The sequence below is a fragment of the Clostridium lentum genome (assembly GCF_014287815.1).
GTDB lineage: Bacteria > Bacillota > Clostridia > Clostridiales > Clostridiaceae > Clostridium > Clostridium lentum.
Map to the genome: position 1 here is coordinate 126,506 of NZ_JACOOQ010000001.1, position 24,775 is coordinate 151,280.

The 24,775-nt window shown below is 24.5% G+C and carries 21 protein-coding genes; all 21 read left to right on the top strand.

Translation table 11 applies throughout. The annotated features are described in order from the left end of the window. Positions 1-14: 14 nt before the first annotated feature. The 21 genes from H8R92_RS00570 (at position 15) to H8R92_RS00670 (ending at position 24,583) form a co-directional block, all read left to right on the top strand. Complete coding sequence (locus H8R92_RS00570) at positions 15-1,100, top strand: glycosyltransferase family 4 protein (protein ID WP_186834395.1); 1,086 nt, start codon at positions 15-17, stop codon at positions 1,098-1,100. A gap of 11 nt (positions 1,101-1,111) precedes the next feature. Next, positions 1,112-2,182, top strand: coding sequence for a glycosyltransferase (locus H8R92_RS00575; RefSeq protein WP_022212210.1), 1,071 nt, complete (start codon positions 1,112-1,114; stop codon positions 2,180-2,182). Positions 2,183-2,216: 34 nt separating this feature from the next. Then, complete coding sequence (locus H8R92_RS00580; protein WP_302630683.1) at positions 2,217-3,287, top strand: glycosyltransferase; 1,071 nt, start codon at positions 2,217-2,219, stop codon at positions 3,285-3,287. Then, positions 3,280-4,314, top strand: coding sequence for a glycosyltransferase family 2 protein (locus H8R92_RS00585; RefSeq protein WP_022212208.1), 1,035 nt, complete (start codon positions 3,280-3,282; stop codon positions 4,312-4,314). Before H8R92_RS00580 ends, H8R92_RS00585 begins: the two co-directional genes overlap by 8 nt. Further along, complete coding sequence (locus H8R92_RS00590) at positions 4,314-5,336, top strand: glycosyltransferase family 2 protein (RefSeq protein ID WP_022212207.1); 1,023 nt, start codon at positions 4,314-4,316, stop codon at positions 5,334-5,336. Before H8R92_RS00585 ends, H8R92_RS00590 begins: the two co-directional genes overlap by 1 nt. A 10-nt stretch (positions 5,337-5,346) precedes the next feature. After that, a complete protein-coding gene (locus tag H8R92_RS00595) occupies positions 5,347-6,507 on the top strand; it encodes a glycosyltransferase (RefSeq protein ID WP_022212206.1) in 1,161 nt (386 codons plus the stop codon). Next, positions 6,461-7,456 carry a glycosyltransferase gene (locus H8R92_RS00600; protein WP_243166540.1) on the top strand — a complete coding sequence of 332 codons (996 nt, stop codon included), beginning with the start codon at positions 6,461-6,463 and terminating at the stop codon, positions 7,454-7,456. Before H8R92_RS00595 ends, H8R92_RS00600 begins: the two co-directional genes overlap by 47 nt. A gap of 1 nt (position 7,457) precedes the next feature. Beyond that, positions 7,458-8,735 (top strand): glycosyltransferase family 4 protein, encoded by a 1,278-nt coding sequence (locus H8R92_RS00605; protein ID WP_022212204.1) that lies wholly within the window; start codon positions 7,458-7,460, stop codon positions 8,733-8,735. 15 nt (positions 8,736-8,750) lie between these two features. Beyond that, positions 8,751-9,749, top strand: a complete 999-nt coding sequence (locus H8R92_RS00610) for a glycosyltransferase (RefSeq protein ID WP_186834396.1) — start codon at positions 8,751-8,753, stop codon at positions 9,747-9,749. 10 nt (positions 9,750-9,759) lie between these two features. Beyond that, positions 9,760-10,836: a polysaccharide pyruvyl transferase family protein gene (locus tag H8R92_RS00615; RefSeq protein ID WP_022212202.1), complete on the top strand. Its 1,077-nt coding sequence runs from the start codon at positions 9,760-9,762 to the stop codon at positions 10,834-10,836. A 65-nt stretch (positions 10,837-10,901) separates the two neighbouring features. Beyond that, complete coding sequence (locus H8R92_RS00620) at positions 10,902-11,897, top strand: glycosyltransferase family 2 protein (RefSeq protein WP_022212201.1); 996 nt, start codon at positions 10,902-10,904, stop codon at positions 11,895-11,897. Between the two features lie 46 nt (positions 11,898-11,943). Beyond that, entirely contained in the window at positions 11,944-13,482 is a 1,539-nt protein-coding gene (locus H8R92_RS00625) for an MATE family efflux transporter (protein WP_022212200.1), read from the top strand. Positions 13,483-13,504: 22 nt separating this feature from the next. Next, a complete protein-coding gene (locus tag H8R92_RS00630) occupies positions 13,505-14,758 on the top strand; it encodes a hypothetical protein (RefSeq protein ID WP_022212199.1) in 1,254 nt (417 codons plus the stop codon). Between the two features lie 209 nt (positions 14,759-14,967). Next, on the top strand, positions 14,968-17,139 hold the full coding sequence (locus H8R92_RS00635; protein ID WP_022212198.1) for a hypothetical protein: 2,172 nt from the start codon (positions 14,968-14,970) through the stop codon (positions 17,137-17,139). Positions 17,140-17,225: 86 nt separating this feature from the next. Continuing rightward, complete coding sequence (locus H8R92_RS00640; protein WP_022212197.1) at positions 17,226-17,822, top strand: hypothetical protein; 597 nt, start codon at positions 17,226-17,228, stop codon at positions 17,820-17,822. A gap of 17 nt (positions 17,823-17,839) precedes the next feature. After that, positions 17,840-20,065 (top strand): hypothetical protein, encoded by a 2,226-nt coding sequence (locus tag H8R92_RS00645; protein WP_022212196.1) that lies wholly within the window; start codon positions 17,840-17,842, stop codon positions 20,063-20,065. 254 nt (positions 20,066-20,319) lie between these two features. Beyond that, a complete protein-coding gene (locus tag H8R92_RS00650; protein ID WP_022212195.1) occupies positions 20,320-21,405 on the top strand; it encodes an acyltransferase family protein in 1,086 nt (361 codons plus the stop codon). Positions 21,406-21,491: 86 nt separating this feature from the next. After that, entirely contained in the window at positions 21,492-22,487 is a 996-nt protein-coding gene (locus H8R92_RS00655; RefSeq protein ID WP_022212194.1) for an acyltransferase family protein, read from the top strand. Positions 22,488-22,623: 136 nt separating this feature from the next. Beyond that, complete coding sequence (locus H8R92_RS00660; protein ID WP_186834397.1) at positions 22,624-23,511, top strand: metallophosphoesterase; 888 nt, start codon at positions 22,624-22,626, stop codon at positions 23,509-23,511. Between the two features lie 146 nt (positions 23,512-23,657). Next, positions 23,658-23,924, top strand: a complete 267-nt coding sequence (locus H8R92_RS00665) for a hypothetical protein (RefSeq protein ID WP_186834398.1) — start codon at positions 23,658-23,660, stop codon at positions 23,922-23,924. A gap of 95 nt (positions 23,925-24,019) precedes the next feature. Beyond that, positions 24,020-24,583, top strand: a complete 564-nt coding sequence (locus H8R92_RS00670) for a thioredoxin domain-containing protein (protein ID WP_022212191.1) — start codon at positions 24,020-24,022, stop codon at positions 24,581-24,583. Positions 24,584-24,775: the final 192 nt, after the last annotated feature.

Below are 24,775 nucleotides of genomic sequence, written 5' to 3' on the forward strand. Positions count from 1 at the left end.
AAGGGGAATGGGGAATGAAGAAAATATGCTTTTTAAGTGGAGATATGTCTAGAAGTGGGGGAACTGAAAGAGTATTAGCTATTATAGCCAATGAGCTTTGTAAAAAAGAAGATTTATTTGAAATTCATATTTTAAGTACGGTAAATGAAAAGAATACTTCCTTTTTCAAGATAGATAGTAGAATAAAGCAAAATAGAATTTTAAATAGTAAGTCTTTAAATTTTAAGAAGCAATATTTTAAAGTAGTTAAAGGCATAAGAGATTATATAAAAGAAAATAGCATTGATGTTTTTATAGATGTGGAAGTAATAAGTAGTATATTTTCGATTCCAGCCACAAGATTTACTAAAACAAAGCATATAGCTTGGGAACACTTTAATTTCTATGAAAACAACGGATCTTCCTTAAGAGCTTTAGCACGAAAAATTGATGCTAAATTTTCAGATTATATAATCACTCTTACAGAGGAAGATAAAAATAATTACTTAAATAATTTAAAAATAATAGGAAAAATAGACTATATTTATAATCCTATGGAAATAAAGGAAGTTAAGAAGTGTAGCTTACATTCAAAACAAATAGTAAGTGTAGGAAGGCTTACATATCAAAAGGGATTTGACATGCTTATTGATGTGGCAAAGGATGTCTTAGAGAAAAATAAAGAGTATAAGTGGCTTATATTAGGTGATGGTGAAGATAAAGAAAAGCTTCAAAGTAAAATCAAGGAATATAATTTACAAGATAGATTAATTCTTAAAGGTAAAGTTTCTAATGTGGAAGATTATTATGAAAATAGTGCTTTATATGTAATGACTTCAAGATTTGAAGGATTACCAATGACTCTTTTAGAAGCTAAAAATCATAAGCTACCTATAGTAAGTTTTGATTGTCCAACTGGACCATCAGAAATTATAAGAAATAATGTTAATGGATATTTAGTTAAAGCAAATGATATTAAAGAAATGAGTAATAAAGTTAATAGTGTTTTACAAGATGATAAAAAGCTAAAGGAATTTAGTGATAAAGCAGAACTTGATATAGATAAGTTTAATATTAATTCAATAATCAATAAGTGGATAAATATTTTATGCACTATTTAAGGAGAGAAATTATGGCAATAGCGATATATAGTAATGTTCTAGATAATGGTGGAATCAGTAAATTTGTATATAATATGCATCATGCTTTTCAAAAGAAAAATATTAAAAGTGAAATAGTTACCTTTAGTGCAGATACTATATATGGAAATAATATAACGTTATTAAGCTGTACTAATCATGGTAATAGAATTATGAAGCTTAGAAGATTTATTTTAGATAAAGATATAGATTCAATTATAGCAAATACATGGTTTGAAGGTCTTATAGCAAAATTAGCAGCAGTTTTTAGCGGAAAAAAAGTAAAAGTAATTTCTGTTGTTCATATAAGACCTAATTTATGGGGATTTTCTAAAAATGATATTTTAAGAAGTGGTGTAGCAAAAATATCTTTAAATTTATGTGATAAAGTTATTGCTGTTTCCAATGAATTAAAGGAAGCTCTCATAAAAGAAGGTTGGGTAAATAAGAAAAAGATTACTACAATATATAATCCAGTTATTTTTTATGAAATAAAGTATCACAAAATTAAATATAAGGATATTAAAGGTAAGAAAAATATCAATATTGCAGTTATAGGTTGGATTCAACCAAGAAAAGCTCAGGATATAATTATTAAAGCTTTTAGTGAAGTAAAAGATAGAAACTTTACTTTAAATTTTATTGGTGGTGTTGAAGATAAGACATTTAATGATGAGGTATTAAGATTAATTGAAGATAATAAGCTTAAAGATAAGGTGAAATTTTGGGGAGCGAGAAAAGATGTTTTTAAAATATTAGATCAAATGGATATATTAGTTTCAGCAAGTAGGGGAGAAGCATTACCAACAGTAATGATTGAGGCATTATATTGTGAAAAACCAATAATATCAAGTGATTGTGATTATGGGCCAAAGGAAATATTAGATAACGGAAAATATGGTCTTATATTTAAAGTAGATGATTATAACGGTTTAGCAAAATGCTTTAACACTATGGTAAATAACAATGAATTATATAATAAATTTTTAAGTTTATCACAAGAAAGAAGCAAACTATTTACTTATGATAAAGCAGTAAAATCTTATTTAGAAATATTGAAATAAGGAGAGGGTTACCATTAAGCCTTTAGTTAGTGTAATTGTTCCAGTATTTAATGGAGAAAAATATATAGAAAAATGTATTAAATCTATTTCAAATCAAAGCTTAAAAGAAATTGAAATTATTGTAGTTAATGATGGCTCAAAAGATAAAACATTAGATGTGTTACAAGCTTTAAGTTTAGAAGATAAAAGAATTAAAGTTATAGATCAAATTAATTCAGGAGTATCACAGGCTAGAAATAATGGTTTAAAAAATGCTTCTGGAAAGTATATAGGCTTTGTTGATGCAGATGATTATATTGATGTGACAATGTATGAAAAAATGTATAAAAAAGCTGAAGATAATAATTGTGAAATAGTTATATGTAATGTTAATGATGTAAAAGGTGAAGAAAAAAAGGTTAGCTTATGCCTAGAAGAAGGAATCATTAATATGGATATGATTATTAAGGAAGATTTCCTTTGTGAAAAATACTGTAAATTAGGAACAGCAGTATGGCATAAGATATTCAAAAGTGAGCTTATAAAAAATAATAATATTAAATTTGTAAATTATAACGAAGTTGCCAGTGAAGATACATTATTTAATTTTGAAGCAATGATGAAAGCTAAAAAAATATATTGTTTAGACGAACCTTTATATAACTACATAATAACAGAAGCTTCACTTACTAAAAGTAGCGTAGCAAAAAGTAATATGGTAAAAAGGTGCATAAATACTGTAGATATAATAAGAGATTTCCTTGAAAAAAACAGTATTAAAGCAGAGCAATATATAAATTATCTAATTTATTGGGAATTTATTAATGCATTATCATATGTTGATGAAGTAAATGTGAAAAATATTTCAAAAGCTATAAAGGAATATAGCAAAATTAAAGGTTTTAAAGCTGCATTAAAAAATATAGCCTTTAGTAGTAAGTTAGATAAATATTTTATAAATCATAAAGGAAGCTATTTAACTGTTAATAAAATATTTGATAAAACATTTTCTATATTATGTTATCTGAATTTAAATTCTTTAGCAGCAGTAATTCATAGTAAAAGGCTTAAAAGAGCAAGAGCAATACAAAAGTATAATAAAATCAGGGGGAATGATAGTGAGTAATATTTCTATAAGTGTATTGATGCCAGTATATAATAGTGAAAAATTTTTATTAGAAACAGTACAAGCAGTTATAAATCAAAGCTATACTGACTGGGAACTTATATTAGTTGATGATGGATCTACAGATAATAGTAAAGAAATATGTACAAAGCTTATGAATGATGATAAGAGAATAAAATATATATTTCAAGAAAATTTAGGTGTATCTCATACGAGAAATGTAGCTCTTGAAAATGCTCAAGGAAAATATATTGTATTTGTTGACAGTGATGATTTAATACATGAGGATTATCTAAAGATATTAATAAATTCTATAGAAAAAAATAATTCAGATGTATCAGTATGTAATTTTATTGAAAGAAAGATTTTAAATACAGGAAAAATTGAAGATATAACTAGAGAGTTTTATCTAAAAGAAGTTATGGAAATGTCAGAAATGAAAGATTATATTATGGATTTTGGAAATAGTGGTCTTTTAAATCCATTATGGAACAAAATATATAAAAGACAAATTATAGAAAATAATAATATAACTTTTGATGAAGATATTAAAACAGGAGAAGATTTTATTTTTAACCTTCAGTATTTTAGAAAAACTAAAAAAATATCATTTATTAAAGAAAAGCTTTATTACTATATTAGAAGAAATAATAACAGTATTACATATCAGTATATAGAAAATATGTATGAGAGGGGATGGGAAATACATTCACTATTAGAAAGCTTTTTAGAAGATATGAATTTTTATAGTAATGAAAATGCTTATGTACTTTATGGTAATCACTTAACTGGAGCATTTTCAGCATTTTTAAATTTATATCATGATAATTGTAAATTAACTTCAAAGGAAAAAAGAGAATATATAAGAAGAATAATAGATAGACCATATGTAAAAAAGTGTGCAGTTAATAGAAAAAGTGATAAAGGAATTATAGGTTTAACTTCCTTTTTAGTAAGAATGAATAATACTTTATTAATATCAGCTGCATTTAAAGGAATATCTTTAGCTAGGAAGGTGAAAGCATAATGAGTATAAAAGTTAGTGTAGTAATGCCAGTATATAATGCTGAAAAATATTTAGCTAAGTCTATAGAAAGTATGCTTAGCCAAAGTTTAAAGGAAATAGAGTTAATTTTAGTTAATGATGGCTCGAAGGATAAGAGTTTAGCTATATGTGAAGAATATGCTAAAAGAGATTCAAGAATAATAGTAATTAATAAGAAAAATGAAGGTGCATGTATAGCAAGAAATACAGGAATATCTATAGCTAAGGGAAAATATATTCAACTTGTAGATGCTGATGATTATATAGAAAACAATATGTTAGAAGAACAATATAACTTAGGTGAAAAAACTAATGCTGAAGTTGTAATGTGTGGTATGAAGTTTGATGTACACAAAAAGAATGGACAGGTTGTTATCAGTGAAGCTCATTATAAAGATATGGTGTTAAATTCACAGGAAGAAATAAAACTAATATTTATGGATTTATTTGATAATCTTTTATTTAACTATACACACAATAAACTTTATAATAGAGAGTTTTTAAAGAAAAACAACTTAAAGTTTATTGAATGGCTTCCAATAGATCAAGATACTAACTTTAATATAGATGTTTTCAAAGCATTAAATAAGTTAACAATAAGCACAAAATCTTATTATCATTATGTAAAAACTTTTGAAGAAACAATAGTTACAAGATATCATGCTAATAAGTTTAAAGTAAGAACTTTTAGATATGATAGATTAAAGGAGTTACTGGAAAGCTGGGGTATATATAATGATGAAAATAAAAAGAAATTAGCTTCCATGTATATACATCATGTTATTGAGTGTTTTGAAATATATAACCATAAGAAATGTGACTTAAATACTAAAGAAAAGAAGAAGGAAATAGAAAAAATATTAAATACAAAACAAGTTAAAGATTCTTTAGAAATACTAGATAGAGCAAATTCATTTTACACAAATATGGTATTTAAAGCTATGAAAGAAGGAAGTGTTAATATAATATATGATCTTTGTAAAGTAAAGAAATTCTTAAAATAGGGGTAAAAATATGAAGAAAAAAATTCTATTTTTAATAGAAAGCTTTGCTGGTGGTGGAGTTGAAAAAGTATTTATAGATTTAATAAATAATATGGATATAAGTAAATATGATATTACTGTAATGAGTATATGGGATTATGGTGTAAGAAAAAAAGATTTAAGAAAAGATGTAAAATATAAATCTATTTTTCCTAATATAAGAGGAATAAGCAGAGTGTTTCATAATTTTGTGGAAAAAAGTGATGGAAGTTTACTTTATAAGCTTGGAATAAGAGAAAAGTATGATATTGAAATTGCTTTTATTGAAGGAAGAGCTACAAAAATAATAGGGGCATCTACTAATCCTAATAGCAAAAAAATTGCATGGGTTCATATTGATCTATCTCAAGGACATTGGACAAGTAGAGTTTTTAGAGAAAGCTTACAAAGAGAAAAAGAGTGCTATAAAAAGTTTAATGATATAGTTTTTGTTTCTAACTCTGCTAAGGAAGGGTTTAAAAATTTATTTGGAGATGATTTTGATAATCTTCAAGTTAAATATAATCCTATTATAGCTGAAGAGGTAGTAAAAAAAGCTGAAGAAGAAGTAAATGATATAGAAAAGCCAAAAGATAAAAGGTTATTAGTTACCAGCGGAAGATTAGTATCACAAAAGGGGTATGAAAGCCTTTTGGAAGTTTGTAATAAATTAAATAGAGATAATATTAAATATGAATTATGGATTTTAGGAGAGGGATGGGCTAGACCTAAGTTAGAAGAGCTTATAAATAAATATAACTTAAGTAATGTTAAATTATTAGGCTTTAAGGAAAATCCATATAAGTATATAAGTAAAGGGGATTTATTTGTATGCTCATCTAAAAATGAAGGATTTTCATTAGTAATAGCAGAGGCAATGATTTTAGGATTACCTGTTATAAGTACAAACTGTTCAGGACCAAATGAACTTTTAAATTTTGGACAATTTGGATATATGGTTGAAAATAATGAAGAGGCTTTATATGAAGGTTTAAAAGAAATTATAAATAATGATGAAAAGCTTAAATATTATAAGAAAAAATCTAAGGAAAGAATAGATTTCTTTAATTATAAAAATAGAATTAGTGATATTGAGAGGTTATTTAATGATGACTACCAAGCCGAAAATCAGTGTTATAATACCTGTTTATAATGTGGAAAAATGGTTAAATAAATGTGTTGATAGTATATTAGCTCAGTCATATGAGAATTTTGAAGTTATATTAGTTAATGATGGATCTACAGATAAGAGTGGAGATATATGTGATAAATATTTAAAAGAAGATAATAGAGTTAAAGTATTTGATATTTTAAATAGTGGTCAATCTGTTGCAAGAAATATAGGATTGAAAGAAGCAAAAGGTGATTACATATTATTTATAGATAGTGATGACTATATAAGTGACAAAGTAATAATAGAGAAGTTTATAAATATATTAGATAGTAATAAATATGATTTTATTTATACATCATATTGTAGATTTGAAGATGGTAATGAGGAGAAAATAACAGAAGTATTACCTATAAATTTAACTAATGATGAAATTAGAGATAAGGAAGGCAAAGAGATATTAGTTGATTTAATAAATAAAAACTCATTTCATCATGCACCATATTTAAAAGTATGTAGAAAAGAGTTTATTCTAAAAAATAAATTATTTTTTAGAGAAGGTTATTATCATGAAGATGCAGAATGGACTTTTAAAGTATTTTATTATGCTAAAAAAATATTTATAGATGATAAGCCTTGGTATATGAGAAGAATGAGAGAAAATTCCACAATTACATCAAGAGATGAAAGAGCAATATGTAAAAAAATATGCGATAGATTAATAATAGCAGATGATTTAATAAAGTTCTTTGAAAAGAAAAATGCCTCTAAAGTTATTATTGATGACCTGGTAAGAATGTATTGGGGAGATTTAATGATTACACGAGGTGTTGAAGAAAAATATAATATTAATAAATGTGCAAAAGTAATAGCATCTACAAAAAATGTTTTAAATAAATCAAGTATAAAAAAAAATTTAATTGGAAATAAATTGATTAAATATTTAGGAGCGAAGAATTTTATTAATTTATTAAAGATTGTGGGGATATAATATGAAGGTTTGTTTTTATTTAAATACTCATGGATTAGAAAAAAAAATTTTTTCTAATCCCTTACTAGGCAATCCTGGTATTGGTGGAACAGAGTTTATGTTTTGGACAATTAGTTTTTATTTAAAAAAAATATATCCTGAAGTTGATGTAGTAGTATTGGCATCTCATATTGATACTTTACCTAAAGAAATTATATCTATTAGATGTATAGATGAAATAGAGGCAGTAAAGATATGTAAAGAAATTAATGGTGATATTTTTATATTCAAAGGGCCATATCATGATATTAAATTATTTAATTTAATTGATGAGTTAAAAGTTAAATCTATAATGTGGTCTCATAATTATGAAAGTATCATAGGTTCAAAATATGCCAGTGGATGCAAATATTTAAAAAGAAATTTATGTGTTGGAAAAGAACAATATGATAGATTAAGAGATCATAAGGTTTTTGAAAAATCAGCATATATATATAATTGCTTAGATTTTTCTCCTTATAAAAGTAGAGATATTAAAAAGAGAAATATTGTTACATTCATGGGCGGATTAAGAGTTACAAAGGGATTTCATATATTAGCAAAGGTATGGAAAGAAGTTGTTAAAGAAGTACCAGATGCAGAACTTCATGTTATGGGTGGTTCTAAGTTATATGATGAAAATGCATCTACAGGAAATTTTGGAATTGCAGATGAAAAATATGAAAAAAGATTTATGCCATATCTTTTAGATGACAATGGAAAAGTAATGAATAGCGTTAAGTTCTTAGGGGTATTAAATGGAGAAGAAAAAATAAATGCTATAAATGAAACAAAGGTTGGAATTGCTAATCCTTCAGGATTTGGTGAAACTTTTTGTATAAGTGCAATAGAATTTGAAGCTATGAAGGTTCCGGTGGTAAGTTGCAAGAAAAATGGTTTATTAGATACAGTTGAAGATGGTAAATCAGGAATATTAGTAAAAAATGAAAAGCAGTTAAAAGATGCAATAGTTACTTTATTAAAAGATGATAAATTAAATGAAGATATGGGTTTATATGGAGAAAAATTTGTTAGAGAAAAATTTGATATATACAATGTGTGCAGTAAATGGAAAAAACTTTTAGAAGATGTGTATAATGATATTCCACAAAAAGAAGAACTAATAAACAATAATTTTAAATATAATCTTAAATGGTTAAGGGAATTTAATAGAAAAATTAAAAAAGCAAAAATATTTAATTGGTTACCACCAATAAGTGAGTATGAGGAAAGAATAGTTCCTAAATTTAAGAAATTATAGAGAGGATAAAGGGGAATGAATCCGGAAATTAGTATAATAGTTCCAGTTTATAATGTTGAAAAATATTTAAAAAGATGTATTGATTATATATTAAATCAAAGTTTTACTGATTTTGAATTAATATTAGTAGATGATGGTTCTACAGACAACAGCGGAGAAATAATAGATGAATATGCTATAAAGGATGAAAGAATAAAAGTTATTCATAAAGAAAATGGTGGATTATCCTCTGCAAGAAATGTTGGAATAGAATATTCAAAGGGAAATTATATAGCATTTGTTGATTCAGATGATTATATTAATAAGAATATGTATAAAATTTTATATAAAAATGCTATTAAATATAATGCTGAAATTTCCATATGTAATTTTGAATATGTTTATGAAAATGATGATGTAGATGAAGAGCAAGACATAATTAGTGAAAAAATAAGTGTTAATAATAATATTGAATCTTTAGAAAAGTTATATAGTAGTGAAAATATACAATTCATTGTAGCATGGAATAAATTGTATAAGAAGAATTTATTTGAGAAAATAAGATACGATTATGGAAAATATCATGAAGATGAATTTATTATTCATAAGTTACTTTATAAATGTAATAAATCTGTTTATTGCTATGATAAGTTATATTATTACTTACAGAGAAATGGAAGTATAATGGGATCAAGTTTTAATGTTAACAAATTGGATGTTTTAGATGCAATGAAGGAAAGAATGGATTTCTTTAGAGAGATTCATTTAAAGGAATTAGAGTATAAAACACAGAATAATTATCTTTATTATTTTTTTGATTATTATTTTAGAACAAAGTATGAATTGAATAATAATGATATGTTAAGGTATATGAAAAAGCAGTTTAAAGGTATTTTGAAATATTTGCTTAGTAATCCTAATTATAATTTAAAGGCAAAATTATTATGGAGTTTATTTGCAATTAATCCAATTTTATATCAACTTATAAATAATATAAGGAACAAATACAGAGTTAATAATATTGATTATATTTAATGGAGAAGCTATGAGAAAGATAAAAGAGTTATTAATTAGAAGATTAAATGAAGATCAAATAAATAAAATTATGTATAGTATAGGTTTTAGATATTATAATATATTTAAAAAATACAAGGATAAGAAAAAGATTATTCATATTTTAACTCCATTGCATGGAAATATGGGGGATCAAGCTATTGTATATGCAACTAATAAGTATTTAAGAGATAATTTTAGTAATTATGAAATAATAGAAGTTTATAGACGTGATATTTATAAATATATGAAAGCGATAAAAAAAGTAGTTAATCCTGATGATTTAATAGTTTTAATAGGTGGAGGAAATATGGGGAATTTATGGATTGATGAAGAACGTGATAGAAGATTTGTAATTAAAAATTTTCCAAATAATAAGATAATTTCTATGCCTCAAACTATAAGTTTTACTCTTGATGCAGATGGAAAAAAAGAGTTTTTAAAAACACAACAAATATATAATAAAAATAAGAATTTAATATTAATTTCTAGAGAAAAGACATCTTATAAGATAATGAAAGAAAACTTTAAAGATAAAAATGTTATTTTAAATCCAGACACAGTATTATATTTAAATAACACAATACATGACAATAAGTTTAAGAGAGAATATATTATGACTTGCCTTAGAAATGATAAGGAAAGTGTATTAGGAAGTAATAAAGAAAAGTTAATTACTGATTTAAAAAGAAATCATGGACAAGTAGTTGAATTTGATACAGTAATAAATAAAACTGTTACAAAGGAAGAAAGAGAAAAAGAATTAAATAAAATGTTTGATAAATTTTCAAAATCAAAGATTGTTATTACAGATAGATTGCACGGAATGGTATTTTGTGCAATAACAAAAACCCCATGTATTGTAACTAAATCATTAGATCATAAGGTTACAGGAACATATGTATGGATTAAAGATTTAAACTATATAAAACTTGTAGATAAATTGGATTTTAAATATATTGAACCGTTAATCAATGAATTAATTAATTTAAAAGAATTTAATGATATTAAATTTAAAGATATTTATTTTGATAAATTAACTGAAAAAATAAAAGAAGTAATAAAATAAAGTGCTTTTTATTAAAAAGATTATATTTTTGAATTATAGTAGTTATTTTAAAGGAACTGAAGGATATGGAAGAGGTTAGTGTTATAATTATTGCTTATAATATTGAGCAATATATCGAAAAGTGTATAAAGTCTGTAATAAATCAAACATTTAAAGAGATAGAAATATTGATTGTAAATGATGGATCAACTGATAAAACTTTAAGTATAATTAACGAATGGGCATTAAAGGATAAAAGAATAAAAATTATTAATCAAGTTAATAAAGGTGCAATAGAAGCAAGAAAAGCAGGATTAGATAAATGTAATGGTAAGTATGTATTGTTTGTAGATGGAGATGATTGGTTAGAGTTAAATGCAATAGAGAGATTATATAATGAAATTGAGCAAGATCAAGCAGATATAGTAGTATATAATTCGTATATAGTTGATGATTTTGGAAGAAAAATAGTAAGAAGCTTTAATATAGAGATATATAATGATAAGGATTTACTTAAGAATTTATTAATTGGAAAATCATCACCTTTTTTATGGGATAAATTTATAAGAAAAAGTTTTATAATAGAAAATAAAGTGAAATTTCCTAAGGAAGTTAGTTATTCAGAAGACTTAGCAGCTTTAGTAGAGATATACTCTAAACACCCTAAAGTTAGTGTTCTAGGTGAAGAGCTATATAATTATTATCAAAGGGTAGACAGTGCTACAAAACAGCTAAATAATAAATCTTTAGATATATGTAAATCTATAGATTTTATTCATGAAGTTTTAGAAGAGAATAAGTTATATAATATTTTTTTAGATGAATTAGAAATGTGTATATACTTAAATTTATTTATTTATGTGGTTATCAATTTTAATAAACATAATGCATATAATAAAAGTTTATATAGAATGTATAAAAAGAAAAATATTAATATAATTAAGAATCAATATATAAATGAACACATAGGAAGTTACAACAAAAATGGTCAAGTAAGAATTAGATTATATAATAGATCATATTATTTAGGATGTTTTTATGATTATATAAGAAAAATAATAAAATGCATAATTAATAAATAAGTATATATGCTATTTATTAATTTGAAAAGAAATGAGGTATTAAGGGATGGAAGATAATTTATCTGAAAATAAAAAACTAATTATAAATTTACTTAGCAGTATAATTGCCTTTGGAATTAATTTAATAATAGGTTTTTATTTATCTCCATATATAGTTAAAAATTTAGGGGTTGAAGCTAATGGATTTATTTCTTTAGCAAATAATTTTATTACATATGCTAGTTTAGTTACAATAGCATTAAATTCAATGTCTGGTAGATTTATAACCATTGCAATTCATCAAAGTGATTATGAAAAGGCTAATAAATATTATAATGCTGTATTTGGTGGTAACTTAATAACTGCTTCTGTTTTGGCAGTACCTGCAGTAGTAAGTGTTATAAAATTAGAATATTTAATAAATATACCTAGCAACCTCATATTTGATGTTAAAATATTATTTTCCATAATATTCATTAATTATTTTATTGGTATGATATTGCCAAATTGGGCTACAGCTACATTTGCTACTAATAATCTTTACTTACAATCAATTAAATCTTTACAATCAAATATATTAAAAGTAGTTTGTATTTTAGGATTATTTATAATATTTTCACCTAAAGTATATTATATAGCTATAGCAAGTTTAGTATGTACTATTTATATCGCTGTATATAATTGGTATTATCATAAGAAGTTATTGCCACAGCTTATAATAAAGAGAAAGTATTTTAATTGGATTTATGTAAAAGAGTTAATTTTTTCAGGAATATGGAATACGATTAATCAAACAGGACAAATTCTTTTAAGTGGATTAGATTTATTAATCGCCAATTTATTTGTTGGAGCAACTTCTATGGGTGCACTTTCATTAGCTAAGACAGTTCCTAATATAATTACTGGGCTATCAGGAAGTCTAACAAGTATATTTGTTCCTACACTTACCATAGATTATGCTCATAATGATAAAGATTCATTAAAGAAAAATTTAAAAAAAGGAATGAAATTAACAGGAGTTTTATTAACTATCCCTCTTGCTATATTAATAATTTATGGAAGTGAATTCTATAGCTTATGGGTACCATCACAAGATGCAAAAGTTCTCCAAATATTATCAGTACTTACGTGTTTTGGGCTTATATTTACTAGTGGAACTCAGTGTTTATATACTATTTTTACTGTTGTAAACAAATTAAAAATAAATTCTCTATTAGTATTACTATCAGGATTAATTAGTACCATTATTGTTTTTATATTAATGAAGACTACTAACTTAGGAGTATTTGCAATAGCAGGAGTAAGTTCTTTCGTTAATTTAGCACGTAATATGATATATACAGTACCTTTTACCGCTAAGTATATTGGTTTAAAATGGAACACTTTCTTTCCAGAGGTATTATCTTCAGTTACTAGTGTAATTGTCCTTGTATTAGTAGGGACTACAATCAAACAGTTTGTAACAGTGAATTCCTGGATTATGCTTATTATAGCAGCTGGAATAACTGCAATATTAGGATTAATTATAAATATGTTTATTGTTTTAAGTAGAGAAGAAAGAAATTTTTTACTTAAATTATTTAAGAAAAAGTTAAAGATAGCATAAATATAAAAAATAAGGAGTTACTATGAGGAATAGAGTAGTTGTAAACTGTATTGAAAAAGAAAAAAATATAATAGAATATAACTTTGAAGTTGATGGAGAGTGGAAACAATATTTTAATAATAAAGAAAAATTTATAATTGAATATGACCAAGAAATTGAGGAAATACCCTATGGAATAGCTGTTATTCCATTCTTATGCAATGTATTACCAATTGCCTGGATTTTTGATGGAGAAATTATAATAGATGAAGTTGATGAAGATTTCTATAATAGTATTTCAAATTTTAAAAAGGGATATATAGATATGTATCCTAAAATTGATTTTTTGGGAAAGTTAACAGTAAATAATATTGTTAGTTATAAAGTAGAAGATAATAAAAAATCATTAGCTTTATTTAGTGGCGGAGTAGATGCATTTTATACTTTATTATCTCATATAAAGGAAAAGCCATGCATAGCAACTATATGGGGTTCGGATATTAAATTAAATGATACTGAGGGTTGGAGTAAGGTTATAGAGCACACTAAAGCAACAGCTAAGTTATATGATATTGACCATACTTGGATAAAATCTAGTTTTAGAATGTTCATTAATGAAGGAAGATTAGGACAAGCTGTATATAGTAGAGCAAATGATGGATGGTGGCATGGATTTCAACATGGAATAGGACTAATAGGACATGTAGCACCGTATATTTATAAAAATAATATTAGTAAAGTTTATATTGCAGCATCTTTTACTATTCAGGAAAAGGGGAAAGTTACCTGTGCATCTGATCCTACCATTGATGATAATGTAAGGTTTTGTGGAGCAAAAGTAAAGCATGATGGATATGAAGCATCTAGACAAGATAAAATTAAATATATTTGCCAATATTCAAGAGAGAATAATGTAGAGATTCCATTAAGAGTTTGCTGGGAATCAACAGGTGGAAGTAATTGTTGTAAGTGTGAAAAATGTTATAGAACTTTATTTGGTATATTAGCAGAGAAAGAAGATCCAAGAAAATATGGTTTCAATTATACTGATAAGGAATTTGTTAATATAGTTAAAGATTTAAAGAATAGAATATTTATTGGTAATTTTAGGTGGAAATATATTCAGGATGAATTTAGGGTAAATTATGATATAAGTGAGATTGACAAAAAATTAAGATGGTTCTATAAAACCGATATTAATAGAATTGATAAAAATTTTGCAAAAATATTTTTTAGAATAAAAAGAAAGTTAGCTAGTATAATGTATAGTTTTATAAAAAGATTTAGAATAAGATAAAAAGAGCTTTTATTGAATAGATAAAGTAAAGCAGTTAAATTATAAATAAATTTTTAAATAAGAGTGAGAAATATCATAAGTTTGAAAAAATACTATATAAATAATTAATATAAATACAAAAGTTATAAGTGATAATGGGATATATATGATTATGGTCTATTATCACTTTTGTTTTATTATAGTAATTCGGAAATAATATAGGAGTAGGTATGAAAAAGAATAAAAAAAATATATATGTTTCTTTATGTTGCATTGAATTAATTATTATATTTTTATTTACTTTTAATATTTTTACAAAAAAAATAAAGATAAATGAAATAGAGTCTAAAGAGAACAATTATGTTTTTAATAATATCTTTGAGATGAAAAGTTCAGATTTAAAAGTGAGAGATATAGTTAAAACTGAAGGGTATTATTCTAAAGGTGATGGCGGTGGAGCGGTATATATAATAGAAGATTATAATTATTATTTAAATACTTGGTTACCTGTAGATTGTAGAAAGGTAAGCTATAAATTTAATAGGTTGGGAACAGATAAGCTTTTAATGGATACACCAGTTGATGAACATGGCAATCATACCTTAGAAAATGGATTAGTTGCATGTCTTTATGATAAAGAAAACATTAAAGCAGAACAATATGGAGCTATAGGAGATGGAAACTTTGATAATTCAGAAGTATTTATTCATTTATTTGCCCATATGAAAAAAGGTGCTATAGAATTTAAAAAAGATGCAGTATATCTTATAGGACAAAGAAATATAGAAAATATAGATGATATTTATAGTGAAAATGGATTAGATAATCCATACAGAGCATATATGACAGGACGAGGAGCTTCAATGTCAAAACCTATTATGGCTAATATAGATGGAGTTAATATAATAGGAAATAATTCAATATTAAAAATTAAGGAGAATGATTGGTGTAATAGTAGTAGCGTAACTGATATGGGATTACTTAATCTTATGGGAGTTATTAGAAACTTAAAAATAGATGGAATTATATTTGATAATAATGGTTTAACTATGGATGAAACTCATACATTAAGTAACCATGGGATATTTTACAAAAGTGGAAATAGAACTGGTGAAGATGAATTACCTTATAAGGATGTAGAATTTGAATTTTCAAATATTGAAATTACTAATTGTGAATTTAGAAATGGAGGTACAAGTGCTGATGTTAATGATTGTGGTGGAGATGGAATTTTAATTATAGAACCACCAGCTTTATCTTATAACATAAATATTCATGATAATAAGTTTATTAATTGGGGAAGATGGGCTTTTGCTATAGATTTAGGAGGAAATGGAGAGAGAATAGATGAATTAAAATTTAATAATAATATATGTATACAAGATGATAAAAATAGTAATACTTCAGAAAAGTATAGAGGCTTAGGTTGGGTTGATTTTGAATCAAAAAAATGCTTTTCAAATCTAGAAATAAAAAATAATTATGTAAATGGATTAAATGGCTTTGCAATTAATGGAGCAGGTGAAGTAACAGAAAATGTAATTATATTAGGTAATACTATAATTAGGCCAGATAGAAATTATAAAAGTGCATATCCATATATGTTTAATTTTTATGGAGTACAAATTAAAGATTTAATATTTGAAGAAAATGATATATGTAAAGGAACTAATAGATTTGGATATACTTCTAACAATATAACTATAAAGAATAATAAATTAAGAGAATCTATACAAATTTATGGATTATATGGAGATATTATAGTTGAAAAAAATAGTATGGAGAACAAGGGATGCATAATATCAATTGAATCATTAGATATTCCAACATATATTTCAAAAGAAGAAAGGATATATTGTAATTTTAAATTTATAAATAATAATGGTGGTATAAAAGGTAAGATATTTGATGAAGATAATCCAGGAAAGTATAGTTATATAGATATTACAATAGATAATAATAAAATGAATTATATGAATTTTGAAGCCTGGGATGATAATGATTTTACTTTTAATCCAAAGCAGGTAAGTGAAAATATAGATTCATTTAGTTGTAGAGGAGCAAGATTTACAAATAGTACTTCCTATAATTATAGAAATATTCCTAAGGGAGGCGGTAAATATAATGAAGGTGATATTATCATAAATGATAGTGATAAGATTTTAATGTGTACTAAAACAGGTTATGTACCAATGCAAGGGGCTTTTAAACTTGCAGAATCAGACGTAAAGTTTATTTCAAATTTATCTGTAAAAAAAGGACAATATATATATAATGATTCATATCTTTATATTGCATGTAATGATGGAACATTAGGTAATAAATTAAGTCATAGTGAAGGAAGTAAACTATGTGGTGATGTTTATATGCTTAAGTTAGCTGAGTTAGCTAAATTTCAATAAATATGTTATTTGTTATGTTAATATTATACAACTTATATGTGTTCATTGAATATACTAGTAATATATTCATATGAGGAGGAAAGCTTATGCTAAATATTATTGAAATAGTAAGTGAGCTTAATAAAAACACAAATAGTATAAAAGAAAAATATGAAGAGTTACAAAAAGAGTTAGAAGAGAAAAATAATAAAATAAAAGATTTAGAAAGTAAAATCATAGATCAACAAAAAATAATAGATGAACAGAACAATATAATAAATTTTAAAACAAATTGTAATGATTCAGATTGTAATGAAGAAGACGAGAATTTAGGACTATTAGGAGATATTAATAAATTAAGTTGGATTAGTGAAAATGGTGCAGTGTACTCAATTAATAATGGAAATTTAATTATTGAAGGTAAAAATAGATATGCAAATATATATTTATATTATAAAGAAGTAGATGGAAACTATGTTGAAGGTGTAAGAACAAAGTATATATTAAATGTTGAGGGTAATATAGAAAGAGGATGTACTAATGGATATATTTGTAGCAGAAATTATAGAATAATAAATAGTTTTAATAAAGAAATTGAGTTATTTGCAACTTGGAAAAGAACTTTAAAAGTAACATTTATGCTTAATCAAGCAAATTGGGAAGATTCAAAAGTTATAATATCTAAAATTAAATTATCTCTATGATAAAAGAGGTGATATTAATGAATGATTTAATAACTGAAAGATTGAATATATTAAATAAAATAAATAGCAATATAAGTAATTTGTCTTATAAAGATTTAAGTGATTTAAGTGAAGAGCTAATTAATCAGTTTATTTTACAAGAGTATACTCCTACTAGTGAAATAAGGGAATTCGTAAATGTTGAAGAAATGAAAAAAGCAGATTTACAATTAGATGATTTAGTTATTACAAAAGGATATTACAAAGAAGATGATAATGGACAAGCTATATATATAATAAAAGATTATAATTATTATTTAAATACCTGGCTTCCAATAGATTGCAGGAAAGTTGGATATAAATATAATAGATTGGGAACTGATTTAATGTTAATGGATACACCGGTAGATGAATATGGAAATCACACTTTAAATAATAGTTTAGTAGCTTGCATTTTATATAAAGAAAATATTTATGTAGAGCAATATGGTGCTATTGGAGATGATAATTTTGATAATAGCGAGCAGCTTATTCATCTATTTGCTCATATGAAAAAAGGAAAAATAACTTTTAAAAAAGATAAAGTATATTTAATGCCTCAAAGAAGTAAGGCAAATATTCCAAATGTATATAGTACTTTAGTAAATCCATATGCTCCATATATGTGTGGTAGAAGTAGTGGGTGTCAAAGGCCTATTATGGCAAATATAGATGGAGTTGAATTAGTAGGAGAAAATTCAACTTTAAGGATTAAGGATAATGATTGGAATACAGTAGGTTCAGCTGATTTTGCATTATTAAATTTATTTAGAGTTATTAGAAATTTAAAAATACATGGAATTATATTTGATAATAACGGTTTAACTATGGATAATAATAATTCAGTTGAAAATCATGGAATAGCATGGAAAAGTGGAAATCTAACTATAGATGCAGGTGGAAAATCACCAGTAGTAGAAGACGGAACGATTCATGAAATATCAAATGTTGAAATATATAATTGCGAATTTAAAAATGGAGGTACAGCTAGGGCGGTTAATGATTGTGGTGGAGATGGAATATTAATTATAAATCCAATGGAAAATTCTCATGATATAAATGTTCATGACAATAAATTTACGAATTGGGGAAGATGGTGCTTTGCCATTGACTTAGGTGGGAATGGAGAGTGTATTAAAAATGTAAAATTCAACAATAATACTTGCATTCAATATGAAACTAATATTAATTTGGCAGGGAAGTTTAGAGGACTTGGATGGATTGATTTTGAAGCAAGAAAGTGCTTTAAAAATCTTGAAATTTGTAATAATTATGTTAAAGGATGCAATGGATTTGCATTTAATGGAAATGATAAAGTAAGTGAAAATATAACTATAAAAAATAATACTATTATAAGAACTTTTTATGGTTTAAGTGCTGCTGGAGTATATCCTTATATGTGGAATTTTTATTATGTTAATGCTAAAAATTTAGTTTTTGAAAATAATGATTTTTCAAAAGGGTTAGGATCAAACAGATTAGGTTTAAGCTATAATAATGCAATAATTAGGAATAATAAGTTTCCTAATACAACTGATGCTATGGCAATAAAACATCCAGTAGGAGATATAATTATAGATGGAAATGAAAGAACTGATAATGGTTTAATAAGTTCATTTAGTTATTTTTCATATCCTAATTATTTTTCTGAAGAAGATAAGCGAAATTCCTATTTAAAAATTAAATTTATTAATAATAAGGGTGGAATAGCTGGCCATTTTATTAGTAAGTCATGCTCAGATAGAAAAATAGATTTAATAATTGAAGGAAATACTATGAGTTATTGTAATATTGGATATTTTAATAGTAATTGGAGTTTTGATTCATCACAAGTTTTAAGCAATGTACCAGCATTTTCAGCAAGAGGTGCTACATTTACATCATTAGCACCATATAATTATAGAAATTACCCTAATGGGGGAGGCGTATATAAGGCAGGAGAAGTAATAGCTCAAAATTCTTCAAGAAAAACAATTTGCACTAGTGATGGATATTTAAAAGTTATAGGATCTTTTAAATATTGTGATAGTGATATTTCTTTTACTGCTAATAAATATGTATATGTATTAAGTTATATTTATACTGAAGATAATTTATATATTGCTTTAAATGATGGAACATTAGGAGCTTCAAAACCAAGTCATGAAAGTGGAAGTGAAGTTAATGGAGATGTTACATTATATTTTTTAAGAAAAATAGCATCAATAGATACTATAACACTTTAATATAAAATAATCGTATGAATTTTTTATACTGCTGATTTAAATATCAGCAGTTTTTTATATTTATTAAATTGAAAAAAATACATTAAATGGTAGAATTAGATTGTAGCGAATAAAGAAAAATAATTATTTTAAATTGAGATTGGGGGAGTATAGTGAAAATTATTAAAAGTTTTCAAGAACTGAGAGTTATTGAAATGTTTTTTATGTAATATCATTTAGAATTAGTAAAATAAATAATAAAAGGGGAGTAGTTAATGCAGGGTAAAGAGAATATTTTAAAGGATTTAGATTATTTAAAAGTTATAGGAATACTTTTAGTGGTTATAGGTCATTGTACTTCCATATATACAGGGGGATGGGTATATAAATCATCAGTAAATGCACCTATATATGGATTAATAGCATCATATGTATATACTTTTCATGTTCCTATGCTAGTATTTGTTTCAGGCTCTATTTACTATTATTGTAGAAAAAATAAAGAAAAGTATAAAAGTTTAAAAAGGTTAGTAAGTAATAAATTTAAAAGATTAATAGTGCCATTTTTAACAGTAGGTTTATTTTACTCAATTCCAATTAAGTATCTTATAGGAAATATAGAAAAAGGAACATTACTTAATAGCATAAGAGATTTTCTTATAGGATTAAATACTGGGCACTTATGGTACTTATTAATGCTTTTTGATATTTTTATATTATTTTATTTATATGAAAAATTTATATTAAATAAAAAATATTCAGTTATAGTAAATATTGCTGTTTTTACTTTAATGTATGTTTGTTCAGGATTTTTTACTAGTTTATTTTTAATCAATAGAACAATTCAATATAGTATATTTTTTTATTTAGGTTATGAATGTTTTAGAAGTAAAGATAAAATATATTCAAAAATGGTTTCTACAAAAACATTAATAATTATTATTTTAATACCAATATTAATAATAATTTCATTAGCATTAATTTTAGTAAGTAAAATAACAATAGATAACATAATTTTAAGTAGAGTATTTTCATTAATTAATGTAATTATAGCTTTAATAGGTATAACAGAAACATTTTTGGCAGTGTATTTATTAAATAATAAATTAAAAAGTAGAAAGCTACAAAGTAATATTGATAAATGTATGAAATTTTTAAATAAGTATTCATTTAATATTTATTTATTACATGAACCATTAATTTTTATTATCTTATCATATATTGCTAGTAAAAATATAAATTCAACAATTCTTGTTTTAGCATGTTTTATTGTAAGTATAGTTATTCCTATATTATTAACTAAAGCTTTCCAAGTAATAGTAAATAGAAATAATGTTAATGAAAGAGTTGCTACTAGATAAAGACACAACTAGAGAATTTTAAAAATAGAAATGTCTATTTTTTATAAAATAATATATATTTAATTTTTAGTAATTTTGGAGGATTTATGAAAGAAAAAATTAATTATATTGATTACTCAAAAGGAATAGCAATATTATTTGTAATATTTGGACATGTTTATTCTGGAAATAATATAGCCACTACTTGGATTTATTCATTTCATATGCCATTATTTTTTATAATATCAGGTTTTTTATTAAAGCTTAATAAAAATAAAGATACAAAAAGTATGATTTTAAAAAAATTTAAATTGCTGATGGTGCCGTATATATTATTTAGTATAATTAATATAGTAGGATTTTATTTAATAAAGGATTTATCATATGAAGTATTTAAAGGGAACATTTTTAATACTATAACTTTATTTGGAATAGGGGCGTTATGGTTTTTACCAGCACTATTTATATCAGAGACTCTATTTTTATTTGAAAAAAATAATATAAGTAAAAATAAATATAAAGCTTTATTTTATATAAGTATAGTTTTTATCATTGCCATATTTATCTTTGTTAGTAAGGGAAATTATACTAATGTAATTGGAAAGTTAACTATTGTATTAGTACGTAGTATGGTAGCTTTATTTTTTATTAATATTGGATATTATCTATATAAGGTAATAAGTAAAATTAATTTTAAAATATATCAAATTTTAATTTTAATAGTTATAAGTATAATATTTTCTATATTAAATGGATATGTTGATTTATGGGGAGTGCAGTTTAATAATTTACCTCTATATGTATTTAACTCAATTATAGGATCACTTTTAATAATAGCCATTGCTAAAAAAATTAATGGTAGTAAAGTACTAGAATTTTTAGGTCAAAACACATTAGTTATTATGGCAACACACCAACTGATTTTAGAAGCAATATTAAAAAGTTCTTTAATAAAATATTTAAATGATATAATGATTATTTTTATAATATTATTGCTGGAATATCCATTAATAAAAATTATAAATAAATATTTACCTTTTATGTTGGGAAAGAAAAGAGAAAAGAGTATTATAAATAAAGAGAATAATGCTGTTATGGAATAGAGCATATATAACTTTAATATTAAGTTGATTTCTAATGATGATATAGAGATCAACTTTTATTTTATAAAAATAATACAATAAATTTAAAATATGATAAAATATGGGAAGGGTAATTTGTAATAAATGGAGGGATAAAATGTTAAAAATTATAGGGAAGTTTTTTAAATGGTTAGGGATAATTATATTATCATTAATATTGATAAGTATAATTTACAATATTTTTGATAATAACAGAATAAAAGTTGTAGAGCAAGAAGTTGAAGTGGTAGATTTACCAGAAGAGTTTGAAGGATTTAAGATACTTCAAATAGCAGATTTACATGGTAAAACTTTTGGAAAGAATCAAAAGAGATTACTTAAAAAAATGAATGCCATAGATTATGATATGATTGCTATTTGTGGAGATATGATGGACAAGCATACTGAAGATAATAAGCCTTTCTTTGATATATTAGATGGTTTAGAAAATAAGGAGAATATTTTTTATGTAAAAGGTGATACAGGATTGGAAGCTGTTAATGAGAATATTGGAGAAATAACTAGTGATGGACAACTATTAATTGAAAAGGGATGCAAGGTTTTAGATAAGCCTTATGCTATTACAAGAGGCGAAAGTACCTTATGGGTATCTAGATTTATTAATGGAACAACTTTTTATAATGAAACAGGTGTAGATAAGGATAATGATAATTCAGTTAAAGTTGTAGTTACTCATTATCCAAGACATGAAAATCATTATGCAACAGATCAAAATATACCAGATTACAATCTTGTTTTAGCAGGGCATTATCATGCAGGACAAATTAGAATACCTTTCTATGGAGCATTATTTATTCCAGATGTTTTTGCACCAGTATATTTTTTCCCAGATCAAAAAGAAGTAAAAGGTTTAATTACATGGGGAAATACAAATCAATATGTAACAGCTGGCCTTGGTGCTAATGCACCATATAAGTTATTACAATTTAGATTGTTTAACACACCAGAAATTAATGTACTTACTTTGACAAAAAGAGCAAAATAGTATGAAGATATTATAAATAATATGTAAAAAAAATAGTTAATTTTTATAACGAAAGTTAGTATTAAATTGAGTTCTAATTGGTAAAAAATGGTATAATGATATTGGAATTAAAATTTTAATAATAAAATTATATGGAGGTATTTTTTATGAAAGCTAAATGGAAAACGCCACAAGTAAAGAAATTAAATTTAGAGGAAACAAAAGCAGTAGAAGCAATAATTATGTATAGGAGTGGTTCACCAGAATTAGTAACTATGGATTTAGAACCATTTATAGGTTGGAAATGTCCATGTTGCCAAAAGGAAAGTGGATATATATTTACTCAAGAAGGTGAAGCACAAAATGATTTTAAAACAAATCATTTACCAAATTGCCTTAAGTATGATAAAGTACATGACAGGTGTATGAGTTAAGTGTAAATTTATTTAGCGCATAGCTTAAAAGGGATATATTGGTAATAGTATATTCCTTTTTATATAATAAATATTATGTTAATTAGGAGAAGTATATGAAAAAACACTTAAAATATATATTTAGTATTGCTATTGTTTTTTTTATTACAGTTTTAAATATAAGTTGTAGTAAAGATAAAGAAGTAGGATTAGTATACGGAGTTGAGTCAGCGCCTATAGTAATAAAAAACTATACAAGCTTTCAATGTCCAGATTGTTCTGAGTTACACTTAAAATTACATGATGTTTTAAAAAAATATATAGATAATGGTGATGTAAAATATATAGAAAAGCAAATTGATATAGAAAGATTTCAATTTGATGATTTAATTTATAAAAAAATGAATGATGAACAAATAAATGATTTTGAAAAGTTATCAGAAATATATGAAAAACAAAGTCAATGGATAGCTTATGAAAATGATGAAGATGTTATTAAACTATTAAATTTAAAAGAAGATGATAATAAAAATAATATTAGTGATTTGAAGAGGATAAGAAAAGAAAAAGAAAAGTTAGATATTCATGCAGTACCTACTGTATATATTAATGGTGAAGAAATGTCTAATAAAATCACAGCAGAAGAACTTGAAGAAAAATTAAAAAGTTTACTTAAGTAAAAAATTTGATTGTATATAAAAGGGGAAAATGGTGGAATTTGATGAACGGTTGATGATAATAATTAAGTGGAAATATGATAATATAAATATAGTACACTAAGATGCAGAAGATGTTATTAAGAGTAATTTTAATATACATAGAGAGTTTTATTTGGATACACTTCAAAAAAGGGGAGTATCCTTTTATTTTGA

Coding starts and splice junctions, on each gene's coding strand:
- H8R92_RS00570 (WP_186834395.1), top strand. CDS start 15: ATGAAGAAAATATGCTTTTTAAGTGGAGATATGTCTAGAAGTGGGGGA.
- H8R92_RS00575 (WP_022212210.1), top strand. CDS start 1,112: ATGGCAATAGCGATATATAGTAATGTTCTAGATAATGGTGGAATCAGT.
- H8R92_RS00590 (WP_022212207.1), top strand. CDS start 4,314: ATGAGTATAAAAGTTAGTGTAGTAATGCCAGTATATAATGCTGAAAAA.
- H8R92_RS00595 (WP_022212206.1), top strand. CDS start 5,347: ATGAAGAAAAAAATTCTATTTTTAATAGAAAGCTTTGCTGGTGGTGGA.
- H8R92_RS00600 (WP_243166540.1), top strand. CDS start 6,461: ATGATGACTACCAAGCCGAAAATCAGTGTTATAATACCTGTTTATAAT.
- H8R92_RS00605 (WP_022212204.1), top strand. CDS start 7,458: ATGAAGGTTTGTTTTTATTTAAATACTCATGGATTAGAAAAAAAAATT.
- H8R92_RS00610 (WP_186834396.1), top strand. CDS start 8,751: ATGAATCCGGAAATTAGTATAATAGTTCCAGTTTATAATGTTGAAAAA.
- H8R92_RS00615 (WP_022212202.1), top strand. CDS start 9,760: ATGAGAAAGATAAAAGAGTTATTAATTAGAAGATTAAATGAAGATCAA.
- H8R92_RS00620 (WP_022212201.1), top strand. CDS start 10,902: ATGGAAGAGGTTAGTGTTATAATTATTGCTTATAATATTGAGCAATAT.
- H8R92_RS00625 (WP_022212200.1), top strand. CDS start 11,944: ATGGAAGATAATTTATCTGAAAATAAAAAACTAATTATAAATTTACTT.
- H8R92_RS00630 (WP_022212199.1), top strand. CDS start 13,505: ATGAGGAATAGAGTAGTTGTAAACTGTATTGAAAAAGAAAAAAATATA.
- H8R92_RS00635 (WP_022212198.1), top strand. CDS start 14,968: ATGAAAAAGAATAAAAAAAATATATATGTTTCTTTATGTTGCATTGAA.
- H8R92_RS00640 (WP_022212197.1), top strand. CDS start 17,226: ATGCTAAATATTATTGAAATAGTAAGTGAGCTTAATAAAAACACAAAT.
- H8R92_RS00645 (WP_022212196.1), top strand. CDS start 17,840: ATGAATGATTTAATAACTGAAAGATTGAATATATTAAATAAAATAAAT.
- H8R92_RS00650 (WP_022212195.1), top strand. CDS start 20,320: ATGCAGGGTAAAGAGAATATTTTAAAGGATTTAGATTATTTAAAAGTT.
- H8R92_RS00655 (WP_022212194.1), top strand. CDS start 21,492: ATGAAAGAAAAAATTAATTATATTGATTACTCAAAAGGAATAGCAATA.
- H8R92_RS00660 (WP_186834397.1), top strand. CDS start 22,624: ATGTTAAAAATTATAGGGAAGTTTTTTAAATGGTTAGGGATAATTATA.
- H8R92_RS00665 (WP_186834398.1), top strand. CDS start 23,658: ATGAAAGCTAAATGGAAAACGCCACAAGTAAAGAAATTAAATTTAGAG.
- H8R92_RS00670 (WP_022212191.1), top strand. CDS start 24,020: ATGAAAAAACACTTAAAATATATATTTAGTATTGCTATTGTTTTTTTT.